Annotated in this window: 3 protein-coding genes; all 3 read left to right on the forward strand. The window is 35.6% G+C overall.

Annotated features, from left to right (window positions below; all coding sequences use genetic code 11):
* The first annotated feature begins 39 nt into the window (after nucleotides 1-39).
* The 3 genes from GQR98_RS12440 to GQR98_RS12450 all read left to right on the forward strand — a co-directional run bounded on the left by GQR98_RS12440 (nucleotide 40) and on the right by GQR98_RS12450 (nucleotide 16,102).
* On the forward strand, nucleotides 40-13,869 hold the full coding sequence (locus GQR98_RS12440) for a T9SS type B sorting domain-containing protein (RefSeq protein ID WP_159019773.1): 13,830 nt from the start codon (nucleotides 40-42) through the stop codon (nucleotides 13,867-13,869).
* A 41-nt stretch (nucleotides 13,870-13,910) separates the two neighbouring features.
* Entirely contained in the window at nucleotides 13,911-14,885 is a 975-nt protein-coding gene (locus tag GQR98_RS12445; protein ID WP_159019774.1) for a type IX secretion system membrane protein PorP/SprF, read from the forward strand.
* A 71-nt stretch (nucleotides 14,886-14,956) separates the two neighbouring features.
* A complete protein-coding gene (locus GQR98_RS12450) occupies nucleotides 14,957-16,102 on the forward strand; it encodes an MFS transporter (protein WP_159019775.1) in 1,146 nt (381 codons plus the stop codon).
* Nucleotides 16,103-16,106: the final 4 nt, after the last annotated feature.

The raw sequence follows: 16,106 nt of genomic DNA on the forward strand, positions 1-16,106 counted from the left end.
AATTTACCAAATAAAAAGGTAAATAACTACAACAACCCTATGAAAAAAACTACTTATCAAAACAAAGGTTTAGCAATATTGCTATTTTTATTGAGTTTGCAAACCTTTGCCCAAAACTATGTGCCATTTTCACCTCGATTTGATCAAGATGTTAAAGGTGATATTGTTTTAATTGGTAATAATATTCTTGGTCCAAGTAATAATGCATTTAATGACAATTCAGCATATAATAACAGGGTCAATATGCAGTATATTGATATTGATAGTGATCCATCAACGTTTAGTTCGTCTAGTGCAGATTTGGCTATTCCTAATCCAGATTGTTATCGTATCGTTAGAGCAGATTTGTATTGGGCGGCCGTTAATCCGGGAAGTGAACCTATAACAGATGTTAAATTAAAAGGTCCAACAGGGGCCTATAATGATATTACAGGTACTGTAATTTATGATGCGGGTACAACTTCTGTTGATGGGGGTAATAGTTTTTCTTATGCATGCCATGCCGATGTTACTGGTGTTGTTACAGCTTTTGGCTCTGTATCTGATTTGGGTACTTATACGGTTGCCAATGTATCATCTGCTGTAGGTGAATCTCAAAATGTTGGAAACGGTACAGGTCAGTCAGCAGGTTGGTCTCTTTTTATAGTATATGAAGATCCTACATTACCTGGTAAATCAATAACAAGTTTCGATGGGTTTAGTGCCATTAGTGCCGCCCAAAACCCTTTTGCCGATATTTCAATTAGTGGGTTTAGAACTGTTCCTGCTCCTGCGCCTGTAAGAGCTAATTTTGCATTTGCTACATTAGAAGGGGATAAACGTATTACAGGTGACCGTTTAAGACTTAATGGATCGAGTTTATCCACAGTAGATCGTCCTTCAAATAATTTTTTTAACAGTTCTGTTACTCAATTAAGTGCTTTACCTGTAAATAACAGAAATCCAAATAGTACTAATACTTTAGGTTTTGATACAGGTATTTTGTCTGTTCCTAATCCTTCGAATTCTGTTATTGCCAATGAGGCAACTTCAGCTATTGTGCGTCTAGAAACTGGTGGAGACACGTATTTTCCATACTTTTTCGCAATGGCTGTAGAAATTATTGAGCCAAAAATTGTACTTACTAAAATTGTTGAAGATAATACCGGTGCTAATATTGGTGGACAAATAGTGGAACTTGGTGATCAATTAAATTATGTTATCGGTTTCCAAAATACGGGTAATGATAATGCAACTGAGCTTTTTATTAGAGATATATTACCAACCAATGTGGTTTTTGATTACCCTAGTGATCTTGCATCATTACCTTCAGGGGTTACGGTAGAAAGTTATAACGAAGCTACAAGAGAGTTGCTTTTTAGAGTAGACCCATCTGCTGTAGAAGAAAACGATCCGGTTCAAGAAATTAGATTTGCAGTAACTGTAGTTGCAACTTGTAGTTTATTAAGTGATGCTTGTTCTAATTTGGTTGATAATCAAGCTTTTGCAACTTATAAAGGGACGTTAAATCCGAATTTTACAATTTCTGATGATCCTAGTTTTTCTGAAAATACAGGCTGTTTATTAAATCCAGCAGTAACTAATTTTCTAGCAGATATAAACGATTGTGTTTTTGAAGAAGAAGTTATTTTGTGTGGAGCCACTACCGAGTTAGTGGCCGCTGATGGTTATAACAATTATACATGGTCTTCAAGCGAATCATTATCACCCGTTATAGGAAATACACAGTCTATTACAGTTTCAGAAACAGGAACGTATTATGTTTATAATGAAGCTGTAGCACCTTGTCAATCTATTACTCAGGTTTTTAGAGTTGTTAATTTTGGAACAACGGTTACTAACCCTGTAATTCCATTTGCAGATGAGGTTGTTATTTGTCCGAATGATGGAAAGGAACTTCCAAACATCTTTTTATGTGGTGCAAATGATTCAACTTCAATTCAAACAGGAATTTCCGATACATCGTCCATGATATGGGAAAAACTAAACGAAGCTAGTTGTGATGCTGTAACAGATCAAGATTGTGCTAATGAAAGTGATTCTTGTACATGGAATCAAGTACAAACAGGACCAAATTTTGATGCTGATACTGCTGGCCAATATCGATTAACTTTAAATTACGCTGGAGGTTGTTTCAGTCAGTATTATTTTAACGTTTACGAGAATATATTAGATCCTAATGTATCATCTCGAGATATATATTGTAATACTGATGGAGAAATAGTAGTAGGTGGTGTACCAAGTGGGTATGAATATAGTCTTGATGGCACAAACTATCAAGATAGTAATGTGTTTACGGTAACAACAGCAGATATTTACACGGTTTATATTAGACAAGTAGGTGTGTCACCAAACCCATGTATATTTACAGTACCAGATGTACAAATTAGAGAACGCGATTTTACAACTTCAGTTATTATAGAGCAACCGCTTTGTAATGGTGAAAAAGGAAATGTAGTTCTTGCAGCTAACGATGTTAGGGCTCAGTATAACTTTTCAATTTATAGTGGAGTTACCATTATTAATGGAGTTGGGCCAATTAATGATAGTAGTTATGAATTTGAAAATCTTAACCCTGGTTTTTACACGGTTAATATTTCTACGGAAGATGGTTGTGTTCATTCTGAAATAATTGAAATTATTAATCCGGAATTATTAACAGCTACCTCAGCATTAACAAGTCCTTTAACTTGTTCTGATGGTGAAATTACAATATACCCAGAAGGAGGTACTGCACCATATTTCTATTTTATAAATGGTTCAACAGATTTTGAAACCGTTCCAACTATAGATTTTACGGCTGCAGGAGTTTTTGATATTAGAGTTGTAGATTCTAATAACTGTGTTGCCACGACGTCTATAACTGTAGAAGATAATCCTGCTCCAATTTTTAGTGTAAATCATAACGATATTTTATGTTATAACGATAATACTGGAGAAATTGAATTTGATGTCACTAACGCAAACGGATATGCTTTAGAATATAGTATTGATAATGGAGTTACTTATGTTGCTAATCCTGTGTTTTCAAATCTTAGCGCAGGAGATTATGAAGCAATAGTTAAATATTCTCTCGATGGATCGGAATGTTTTTCAACCCCAGAAAGTATTACAATAAGCCAGCCAGATAATGCTTTAACAGCATCATCTGGAGTGTCTGAATTAGCTGGTTGTGGACCTTCAGGAGAAGGTAAAGTACGTATTACAAATCCACAAGGCGGAACACCTCCTTATGAATACAGTTTTGATAATCAAGGAAGTTGGATAACTTCAAACGAAGCTTTTGTAACTCCAGGAACTTATACCTTATATATTAAGGATGCAAATGATTGTATTTATGCCATGCCAGAAATCACTTTAGATCCTGAGCCAGTAGATCCAACCATAGATATTTCTGAACCTGAATTTAATTGTGATGGTACAGCCGATGCAACCGTAACAGTTACCAACTCAGAGGTAGATATGTTTACTTATAACTATTTATTAGATGGTGTAGCAAATAATAATACAGCAGATCCAACTGTGTTTTTAGATGTGCCAAATGGTTCTCATACTATTACTGTAGATTATCAATTAAGAAGTGTAACTACGTATAGTAATTTATTATATGAAAACTTTGGATATGGTGAAGATACCTCTTCACCTGGGATTAACCCGACTTATTATTGTTTTGAAAGACAGGTTGTAGCAACACAATGTAAAAGTAATATTCGTATTCAGGATGGAGATTATTCAGTTACAGCAGAAATAGTAAGTCCATATAGCAGTTGGCTTCAACCTGGAGATCATACACCGGCAACTACACCGGCAACTGCAGACGGACGGTTTTTAGCTGTAAATATAGGATCTACAATACCAGCTACAGAAATACTTTACGAAAAGTATATAGATAATATAATTCCAAATCAACCGATTAATGTTGAATTTTACGCTATAAATTTATTGAGATCAGGGACATCAGGAGCTAATCCTGATCTAGCAGTTGCTTTAATTGATGCATCTGGTAATGAAATTTCTTCTTACAGTACGGGAGAAATACCAAAAAGTAATCAATGGGAAGAGTATCCAAAAACACCAATAACATTAGATCCAGGAGCTAACACTAGTCTACGATTTATATTAAGATCTAATGTGCAACAAAATAATGGTAATGATGTTGCTATTGATGATATCACCGTTTATCAATTACCAAGAAGTTGTATAACAGAAGTAGAGTTTCCTTTTGTTGTAGATTCAGGCAGAGCTTTTTCTGCAAGTATAACAGGATCTGAAGATGTAAGTTGTAACGGAGCAACAGATGGAAGTATTAGTATTGCTGCTCAAAATTTTGATAGCACTACAGGATTTGAATATTCTACAGATAACGGAACGACTTGGACAACCCAAATGACGTCTCCTTATACAATTACAGGTTTAGGAGCAGACACTTATGATGTGCTGATACGGTTTGAAACATGTAGTTTCCCTTTTTCTCAAACTATTTCTGAGCCAGGGCTTTTTGAAGTTACCGCTTCAGGAACACCAATTACATGTATTACTGGTTCTACAGTAACAGCATCGGCTACAGGCGGAACAGCTGCTTATGCTTACGAATTGTTAGATACGGCAACATTAAATTTAATATCGACTTTTCCAAGTAATGGTATTTTAACAAATATTTCTGCAGGAGATTATACAGTAAGAGCTACCGATGCTAACGATTGTACAGCCACTACTACACTTACTCTATCTGGTGTAACTGCTCCAACGGCAACGTTAAGTACGAGTTCTAATTTTTGCTATAACCCAACAAGTGGAGGGGCTTTAGTAGTAGATGCTGCAGGCGGACAAACTCCTTATGAATATAGTATTACTTCTGGAGTTTATCAAGATAGTAATGCTTTTAACGATTTAGCACCAGGTAACTATACGATTACAGTTCGTGATGCTAACGGATGTACAGTTGTTTTACCTGCTGAAACTATAGCGCCTCAAGTAGCAGTAGCAGTAGAGTTAACAAAAGAATTAGATTGTACAACCTCTCCAGAAGCTTCAATATCAGGAACTATTTCTCAAGGTTATGCTCCATATACAGTTACTTTATTACAAGGTACAGGAACGGTATCTTTAACAGGAAACACATTCAGCTTAAGTACAGCAACAGCTGGTAATTATCAATTTGAAGTAACCGATTCTGAAGGTTGTGTTGTAGCATCTAATGTTATTAATGTAAATGCGATATCAACTCCAACAGTTTCAGCCTCTCAAGTTAATGTTACTTGTAACGGTAATTCAGATGGATCAGTACAGTTAACAGGCTCAGGAGGATCTGGTGGTTATACTTATAGTGATGATAATGTAACGTTTTCAGCAACAAACACCTTTACAGGTTTAGCGGCTGGTACTTATAGTTTTTATGTAAAAGATAGTAAAGATTGTACAAATACGGTAAGTGTTACTATTACAGAACCAACCACTTTAGCAGCGACAGCAAATGCAACGGAGTTTAGTTGTAGTGCAACTAATACAAAAGAAGATGCCACAATTACTATTGCTGTTCCAACAACGGGAACATCTCCTTATCAGTATAGTTTTAATGGTGGTACAACGTTTACATCTAATAATTCATTAACGATTAATGATAACGGAACAACACAAACATTTTCTTATGTTGTTAAGGATGCTAATGGTTGTTTAACAGCAGCTCAAAATATTTCTATTGAACCTTTAAACCCTCCAACAGATTTATCTGTTTCAGTAACCGATATTACGTGTTTAGCAACAGAAGCTACAGCAACTATAACGGCTACCAATGGAGTAGGAGTTTTACAATATGAAACTATTTCTCCTTCACCAATTATTGTAACACAACAAACATCTAATGTTTTTAATAATCTAACTGCAGGAACTTATGTGTTTAGAGTAACAGATGTTAACGGTTGTTATTATACAGAATCTTATACTATCGATCCTGTTACAAACATTACCGTTACAGGTTTAAAATTAAGCGATGTACTTTGTAGTGGCGATACTACTGGAAGTGTTCAGTTTTCAGTAGCGGAATTTGCCTCAACTTATGCTTACACTATTAATGGAGGTACAGCTTTTACAGCGCAAACAAATGCAACAATTACACTAACAGGCTTACCTGCTGGAAATCAAACTATTGTTGTAACAGATGAAACTACGGGTTGTACAGCTACCGAAACCATTAACATTACGGAGCCAGCAACACCTTTATCTTTATCTGCAGTTGCAACTAATGTACATTGTAATAATTATAATTCACAAATAACGGTTACAGCAAATGACGGAACACCAAGTTATACTTATGCGGCAGTTTTAACAGGAGCAATACCTGCGGCAGCAGATTATAATAGTGGTAACGTTATTACTGTAAATACAAGTACGGCAGCCAATTTAATTTGGGACGTGTATGTTAAAGATGCTAATGGTTGTACAGAATTTACAACAGTTACCATTATAGCAGAAACAGGTCCAACAGTTACGGCGCCAGCGGTATCTAACCAATGTACTGCAGCTTCAGGATTTACGTTTACAGTTTCAGGTACAGGAATCGCTCCATTATCTTATAGTATTAATGGCGGTGCTTCTTTTCAAACCAGTCCTACATTTACAGTAAATACTCCAGGAAATTATACTATCACAATTAAAGATGGTAATGGATGTATAGCAACAAGTGCAACAACAACAGATGTTTATGCACCACTTAGTGCAAGTGTATTATTAACAGAAGATCTTACATGTTCTTTACCTGTTGAAGCATCTATTGATATTTCAGTATCAGGAGGAAATGCAACTTACACTTATGAGGTAAGTGATGATGGTGGTGTCAGTTACTCTACCATTTCAGGTTCACCTTATACAACAACTACAGCAGGTACGTATCAATTTAGAATAACAGATGCCAACAGTTGTGATATTGTAACAAATAGTGTAACAGTTACACCAGTTGCAGATCCAGTAATTTTAAGTGTAACCCAAACTCAAGATATTGCATGTGCTTCGGAAGAAACTGCGGCAATAGATATTTCTATAGATCCTTCGGTTGGTTTAGCGCCATTTGAAATAAATGTAACTAATACAACTACAGGTACAGATTATGGAACGCAAACTTCAGGTTTAGCAGCAGGAGATTATATTATTACAGTAACCGATGCTAAAGGTTGTACAGATACTGAAGTCATTAATATAACACAGCCAGATCCAATTATTTTAGATTTTGATGTAGATCCAATTACTTGTGCAGCAGGTGGTGTTTCTTTAGGTCAAATTATTATAAATTCAGTTAGTGGTGGTACAGCTAATTATTCTTACCATGTTACAGGTGTAAATGGATACGATGTAGAAATAGCTAACCAACCAGGTACAAGTCAGGTCTTTGAAGTTGTAGATTTTGGTTTATATGAAATTATAATTACCGATGCGAATGGTTGTTCTGTAATGGAACAAAATATATTGGTAGCATCTCCACCAGATAATTTAGACATTGATATAAACACGACTGCAGATTGTTTAACCGGCGGAACTGCTGAGGTATCGATAGGATCACTTTTAACGGGTAACGGACCTTATCATTTTGCAATTTATGAAGGGTCAGGGATGGTGTATACGTCACCAACAAGTGGACCATGGCAAGATGAAGACGCTGTTGGTAGTGAAAAAACAACTTTTACAGGTTTAATTCCAGGAGCAACTTATACATTTATTGTTTTTGACGAATTAACAGGATGTTATTATTATGAAACATCGGATACAGCAGTGCCAACAAGCTCATCATTAACAACAACTTCAATTGTTCCTAACAACATTACTTGTACAGGTAGTGCAGATGGTACCGTTTCTTTTGATATTAACAGTGTTTATGGTATTGATACCATTGTTAATTATGAAATTTATAATTCTCAATCTGTTACAACAACAGGTGTATCTGGAACAGGAACTGTACCTGCCAATGGTACTTTAACAGTTACAGATTTAGGTCTATTAGATTTTGGTAATTATATTATAGTTATTGAAGAAACTGTCGGAGTTAACGCAGGTTGTAGTGTAGTTACAGATTCATTTAACATTACAGAATCTGCTATTGAATTAAGCATATCAGCTTCATCTACAAAAAATGAAACTTGTAATGAGTTGGGTATTATTTCAGCTATAGCTAAAGACGGAACATCGCCTTACGAATATCAGACTGTTTTAACAGGAGGTAGTGTAGACGATACAGCTTGGGGAACTTCTAATACATTTAAATTAGCAGCAGGAGTTTACGATGTATATGTCCGAGATGCTTACGGTTGTGTTAAGTTTGAACCGGAAACTATTATTAAAGATCCGGAACCAACATTAGATACAGTGGCTCCACAATGTTTTGATGGAACAGCTATTAATATAATTTTAGTTGAAGGTACTAGTACAGCTATTACACCTTTAACTTATAGTATTGGTGGTGCATACCAATCTAGTCCTAATTTTAGTATTACGACTGCGGGAACTTATACTTTAAGTGTCCAAGATGGAAATGGTTGTATTGCAACAAGTACTTATGTTGTAAACGCACCAATTTTATTAGATGCTAATCTTTCAAAAGAAATAGATTGTACAGTAACACCTGGTGCTACTATCAATTTAACACCTTCTGGAGGAACAGGAACTTATACTTATGAAGTTGATTATAATAGTGGTGGTTATGTTGCCATAGCTGGTTCGCCTTACACGGCAGCTACAAGTGGAGTATATCAATTTAGAGTTACGGATACACAAAATTGTATCGCGGAATCTGGAGTAATTGTTGTTGAAGATGCAATCATTCCAACATTAACTACAGTTGAAGCTAATGTCACTTGTAATCTAGGTGCAGACGGAAGTATTACTGTTACAGCAACAGCAGGCGTAGCTCCTTTTGAATATAGTATCGATGGTGGTGCTTTTCAGGCTTCAAATGTATTTAGTAATTTAAGCCAAGGATCTTACGATATTGTTGTCAGAGATAGCAAAAATTGTGAGTCTCTTCCGGTTTCAGTTGCTATTACAGAACCTACAATTGTTACAGGTTCTGGAGTTTTAACACAAGAGTTAACATGTGGAGCAGGAAACGCAACACAGCAAGCTATTGTAACTGTTACAGGTAGCGGTGGTACATCACCTTATACTTACAGTTTTGATGGTGGTGCAAATTATACATCTACAAATACATTTAATACTTACAATTCTGGAACAGTTTCAGCTTTTGTAAAAGATGCCAATGGTTGTATTAGTGCAACTTCAGAAGATGTGGTGGTGCCTCCAACAGATGCTCCAACCGATTTGGATTTTGCTGCAACAGCTATTACTTGCGATGTTACAACAAGCGAGGTAACTTTAACAGTAACAAATGGTATTGCTCCATTTACTTTTGAAATTATATCTCCTGCAGCAAGTGTTGCATCAAACGGAACTGGTGTTTTCCCAGGATTAGCAGTTGGTGATTATGTGTTTACAGTTACCGATGCTAGTGGATGTTATTATACAGAGTCTTATACTATAACCCCAGTTACTAATATTACAGTATCAGGATTATTAGTAGACGATGTAAGTTGTACATCTGGAAACGATGGCGCTGTAGATTTTACAGTAGCTAACTTTGCAACTACTTATAGTTATACTATAAATGGAGGTACAGCAGTAACGGGACAAACAAGTTCGACTATAAATTTAACAGGATTGTCTGTTGGTAACCAAACTATAATAGTTACCGATGAGGCTACAAACTGTACAAGTACGGCAACTATTAATGTTAGCGAGCCTGCTTTATTAACACTTGTAGAAGCAACTAATATTAATGCAAATTGTAATGTTGGTGCACAAGTAAGTGTAACGGCAACCAATGGTACAGCACCATATCAATATGCTTTTGTTGAAGACGGAGTGGTACCAAGTACAGGAGATTATACAAATAGTGCAAGCGCTACTTTAGACCCAGCAACAAACACCAATTGGGATGTTTGGGTTATGGATAGCAATGGTTGTACCGATTCTATAGATGTCGTGATCACTACCGATGCTTTACCAACGGTAGATGTTCCAACTTTTGCATCAAATCAATGTAATTTAACAGGGGATGTTTACTCATTTACAGTAACCAATCCAACAGGTGTTGTGCCGTTTGAGTATTCTATAGGGGAAGGCTTTCAAGCAGGTACAACATTCTCTGTTAACAATCCAGGAACGTACTTTGTAACTATTAAAGATGGTAACGGTTGTACATTTACAAATGCAACGCCAATAACTGTCTACGATGTTATAGATGTTACATCTACTATCGAAGCATTACCAAGTTGTAATGTAAACGATGGAGAGATTACAGTATCGGGTACTGGAGGTTCTGGTTCTTATGCATTCAGTATTAATCCTTCAGCAGGAATAACACAAACAGGAAATACATTTTCAGGACTTGCTGCCTTAACGAACTATACTGTAACTATTACAGATACAGTAACAAACTGTACAAATACAGTTGATGTTAATTTAGATCAAGCAACTCCGGTTAGCTTTACAGCAACAGCAATAGGTGTTACGTGTCTTGGTGATAGCGATGGTGTTATTACTGTAGATTTAGATGCATCTAATGATAATCCTTTATACACTTACGCTATTATTGCGGGACCAATAACGGTAACTGCGCAAAGCTCAAATGTATTTACAGGTTTACCAACAGGAAACTATACAGTTGAGGTAACTTCAGGAAGAGGTTGTACCGAAACAGAAATTGTATCAGTAGGTACGCCAACTGCTATTGTGGTTCCAACACCAACAGTTGAAGAGTTTGCTTGTGTAGCAAATACAAATACATCAAACTACGCTACAATAACGTTAGCAGGTGTATCTGGTGGTTCTGGTAATTTTATTACTTATGAATTTATTAGAGATGCCGATGGTGTTGTTGTTCAATCTAATTCTAGTAATGTTTACACTGTAACTAATACTTTAGGAGGAACATTCACAATAAACGTATATGACGATAAAGGATGTTTAGGTTCTACTTCGGCTTCAGTTAATCCATTTATTTCTTTAGATGATTTAACAATTACTATTGATAATGCTATTACATGTACAAATGATGAAGATGTTACAATTTCTGTAACAACATCAGGAGGTACACCAACAAACTTACAATTCACTTTAGAAGATGTTGTTGGTAGTGTAAACGGCGGAGTTTATAGCCAAGTGAATACAACAGGAAACTTTACAGGTTTATCAATTGGTAATTATTTAGCTACAGTTGTTAATTTGGATACGGGTTGTATGGTACAAGATGTACACTATGTTAGTAACCCTGATACATTTGATCTTACTGTAGATAATGTAGTTGATGTTACTTGTTTTAGTGCTAATGATGGTAGTGTTGATGTTACTTTTATAGATAGAACACCTACACCTGTAGATAATGCAGGAGCATTTAATTATGAGGTATTCGATTATTTAGGTAATTCGGTTACAACCGGAACAGCAACAAACGCTGGACCAGTTAATATCTCAGGACTTTTATCTGGAACATATAGTATTACATCTACTTTATCAAATGCTCCTTTTTGTACAGTAAATAAAAACTTTACAATTACTGCACCAACAGCAGCTTTAGCTATATCAGAAACACATACAGCTATTACGTGTGTAACGGGTAATAACGATGGTTCTATTTCGGCAAGTGCTACAGGTGGTTGGCCAGGTGCTTATGAATACCAGTTATCAAATACGGGCGGAACGGTTGTAGTACCGTTTGGAGCTGAAAGTAATTTTACAGGTTTAGTTGCCGGAAATTATACAGTTACTGTGAAAGATAGCTCAAGTTGTGAAGATTCTATTGATGTATTATTAGTAAATCCAACGCCAATTAATTTAACAGCGAGTGCAGATATTACTTTGCTAAACTGTTTTGGAGATAGTAATTCAACTATAACGGTTACTAGTACAGTAGGCGGACAAGGTAGCAACTACACATATACACTTAATATGGTTTCACCAACGGTAACTTCATCTGGTCCACAAACAGGAACATTGTTTTCAGGATTAGGCGCAGGAACTTATAATGTAACCGTAACCGATGGTTATAGTTGTAGTGAAACATCAGCAGATATTATAATTGCAGCACCTACAGAAGTAGAAGCAGTATTAGCAAAATCTACATCACCAACTTGTATCGATAGTGCAGCGTTAACTTTAAGTGCATCAGGAGGAACTGGCGCTTATGAATATAGTGAAACTAGTGATTTTGCAACAGTATTAGGTACGTTTGTATCTAGTGTTACTTTCGATGCTGCACCAGGAGTTTATGCTTATTTTGTTAGAGATGCAAACGGCTGTACAGCAAACGTATCAAACGAGATTACTGTAGATGCATTACTTCCTTTGGAAGTAGATTTAGATACAACTAATGCAACTATTAATTGTACTGGTGATACTACAGGAGTTATTATTGCCACAGCATCAGGTGGTTTAGGAAACTATATCTATACTTTACAAGATGGTTCTGGAACCGATATTACTCCAGCGCCAACTCAAAATAGTCCAGGTGTTTTCACAGGACTTACTGAAGGAAATTATTTAGTTGAGGTTGAAAGTGGAGATTGTTTAGAAACAAGTATTCCAGTTGCGATTACAGGACCTACAAATCCTTTAACTGTAAGTTATGTTGTTTCAGATGTAACATGTCCGGCTTCAGATGATGGTGTTTTAGATATTACAGCAACAGGCGGAACAGGTATTATTAAATATGCTATTTCACCTCGATTAGATCAATTCTTTGACGATCCTACTTTCGATGATTTAGCTCCAGGAATATACCAAGCTATTGTTCAAGATGAATTAGGCTGTTTTGTAATTATAGATTTCGAAGTTGAAGATGCTACACCTCTTGTGTTAAGTCTTGTTCCAAATTCTACTTTCCCTGAAGTTTGTGACGGTGATATGGATGGTGAATTTAGTGTAGACCTTGTTGGTGGCGAAATGCCATATAGCGTTGTTCTAGACGATCTTACTGCTGGTTATACATTAGGAGGAGCAACTCAAACACAATTCGATTTTACTAACTTAAGTGGTGGCGATCATATTGTTTATGTTCGTGATAATTTAGGTTGTGAAACTGAATGGAATATTTCATTCCCAGAAGCGGTATTAATTAACCCTGAAGCTGAGCTTGAGTATGGTTGTTCAAACAATACATCTACTAATACAGTAACTGTTTCTGTAGATGAAAGCATAACCGATTTAACCGATTTAGATTACTCATTAAATGGAGGTGCATATCAAGCTAGTAACATATTTACTAATGTGCCTGCAGGTCTTGGGCATTATATAGATGTAAGACATACTAATGGTTGTATCAAGCGTACAGCGCTTTTTGATATTAATGCTATTCAACCTTTATTATTAGGTATAGAAGCTGGTGGTTTAAATGAAATCGTTGCAACAGCAACAGGAGGAGAAGCACCTTACGAGTTTACTTTAAACGGAGAGTCTTTCGGTAGTACTAGTTCATTTATTTATTACGAATCTGGAGATTACACGGTAACGGTAACCGATAGAAATGGTTGTATTGCAACAGCAACATTGTATTTTGAATTTGTTGATGTTTGTATTACTAATTACTTTACGCCAAATGGCGATGGTGTTTTAGATGAATGGGGACCAGGTTGTACATCAATTTACAACGATTTAACTTTCGATATCTTCGATCGCTATGGACGTGTGGTGGCTAAGTTAAAAGCTGGACAAAAATGGAACGGAGAATATCATGGTAAAGAACTACCTTCTGGAGATTACTGGTATGTAGTAAAACTGAATGATAGTAGAAATAACCGTGAGTTTGTTGGACATTTTACACTGTATAGGTAATGAAGACAAGTCTATTAATGTTTAGCTCAAAAGAAATTCAAATGAAAAAAATATTTATATATCTATTCCTTGCAGTTGTAGCAAATGCTTATAGTCAGGAACTTAATTTACCAGTTTTTACGCAACATTTAGCTGAAAACGATTTTGTAATATCGCCAACCTATGCAGGAATTGGCGATAACTTAAGACTAAGAGCTAATGGTTTAACGCAATGGGTTGGTATTAAAGATGCACCCGATAATCAATCGCTTTATGCGGATTTTAGAATTGCCGATCGTTCTGGTGTTGGTGTGTCTTTGTATAATGATAGAAACGGATACACCATTCAAACGGGTGCTAAATTCTCGTTTGCTCACCATCTTATTTTAGATTATTATTCTAAGCAATATTTGTCTTTTGGTATTTCTTTCAACATTAATAATTTCAGAATTGACGTTGATAAATTTAATACCACTATTGAAAACCCGGTAATAGATCCGTTTGTTACTGACGATAGAAAAACATCAAATCAAAACTTTGATGTTGGTGCTTTATATCGTAATCATGGTTTCTTTTTAAGTTTTAATGCAAACAATGTACTTGCTAAACAAATTGAAGATTTTAGAGCGTTAGAACCAAATTTACTTTTAAACTATCAAATATATTCAGGTTATACTTTTGAAGGGCCAAAGAAAAGTGGCATCGAATTCGAGCCTTCAATTTTTTATCAAATGTTTGCAAGTGATAAACGTTCTGCAACCGATATCAACTTTAAAATGCGTAAATACAGCAGAAATGAAGACTATTATTGGGCTGGTATTTCATACCGTTTTCTTAACGATCAATTAATGAAACCTTTAAATATTGGACCAATGGCTGGTTTTAAAAAGAATATATTCTATTTTGGGTATTCTTACCAAGTAACCATGAATGGGTTGTCGTCTTATAACTCAGGAACGCATGTAATTACTATTGGTTTAGATTTTCTACAAGGTATAAGCAATTGCCCTTGTACGCAAAGTGCTGTGCATAAGTAATGCATGAAACGTTGTTTAAATCATAAAATGTTACACTACTTTTGTAGCTTCAAAAATGTAATATTTTTAGAATGGAATTACGAGTTAAACAGCGCATAGCTTTAAGTGTTTACTTTTTTTTATCAGGAATTTGTTTTGCTTCTTGGGCATCGCGAATTCCTACCATAAAAACGTTTTTTAATTTAAACGAAGCCGAACTGGGAACCATACTTATCGCTATGCCAATAAGTTCTTTAATTGGTTTACCGATATCAGGCTGGTTGGTTTCTAAATTTGATAGTCGTGTTCCGTTAATATTTGCCTTTGTTTTTTTCTCAATATCATTGGCAATGATAGGGTTTGCAACCACAACAATAGGTTTGGTTTTGGCTATTTCTAGCTTTGCATTTTGCCTACGGATTTTAAATATTTCTATAAATACACAATCCATCACTCTACAGAAGAAATTTGAAAAGCGGGTAGTAGGAGCTTTTCACGGACTTTGGAGCACAGGAGGCCTGTTCGGGGTTTTATTTTCGACATTAATGGTGAAGTTTGAAGTGCCTATTGGAACGCACTTATTGAGTATAGCCATATTTACAATAACTGTGGCTCTAGCAACTTACAAATTCACTTTAAAAAATGATAAAGCACCTTCTGGAAATAAATTGATAATGAGTAAACCCGATCCGTATATTATGTGTTTGGGTATTATCGTCTTTTTTGCAGCCATTTGCGAGGGTGGTATGTTCGACTGGAGTGGTGTTTACTTTAAAGAAGTTTTAAAAGAAGATGTTTTTACTTATGGCTATTTAATGTTTATGACAACCATGGCATTATCTCGTTTCTTTTCCGATAGGTTGGTAACCCAAATAGGTGTTTTAAAAACCTATCTTTTAAGCAGTACTTTAATTGTTATAGGTATTTCTATGGCAGTTTTGCTACCTAAGTTCTGGACCGCTTTATTTGGTTTCTTTTTAGTTGGTTTTGGTACAGCCGCCTTTTTTCCGCTTACCATGTCTTTAGCGGGAAGTTCTAAAAAATATTCACCAGGTATGGCAATTTCAATAATAACAACCTACGCCATTGCAGGAATGCTTATCGGACCACCATTAATTGGTTATTTAGCACATGCTTTTGGCTTAAAAAATGCTTTCGGACTTTTTATTGTTGTTGGTTTACTATTTGTTCCTGTGGCTTTTGCTTTATTTCGATTTGAAGAAAAAGTAGAATCCTAATAAG

Source organism: Algibacter sp. L3A6, from assembly GCF_009796825.1.
GTDB lineage: Bacteria > Bacteroidota > Bacteroidia > Flavobacteriales > Flavobacteriaceae > Algibacter.

Coding starts and splice junctions, on each gene's coding strand:
- GQR98_RS12445 (WP_159019774.1), top strand. CDS start 13,911: ATGAAAAAAATATTTATATATCTATTCCTTGCAGTTGTAGCAAATGCT.
- GQR98_RS12450 (WP_159019775.1), top strand. CDS start 14,957: ATGGAATTACGAGTTAAACAGCGCATAGCTTTAAGTGTTTACTTTTTT.
- GQR98_RS12440 (WP_159019773.1), top strand. CDS start 40: ATGAAAAAAACTACTTATCAAAACAAAGGTTTAGCAATATTGCTATTT.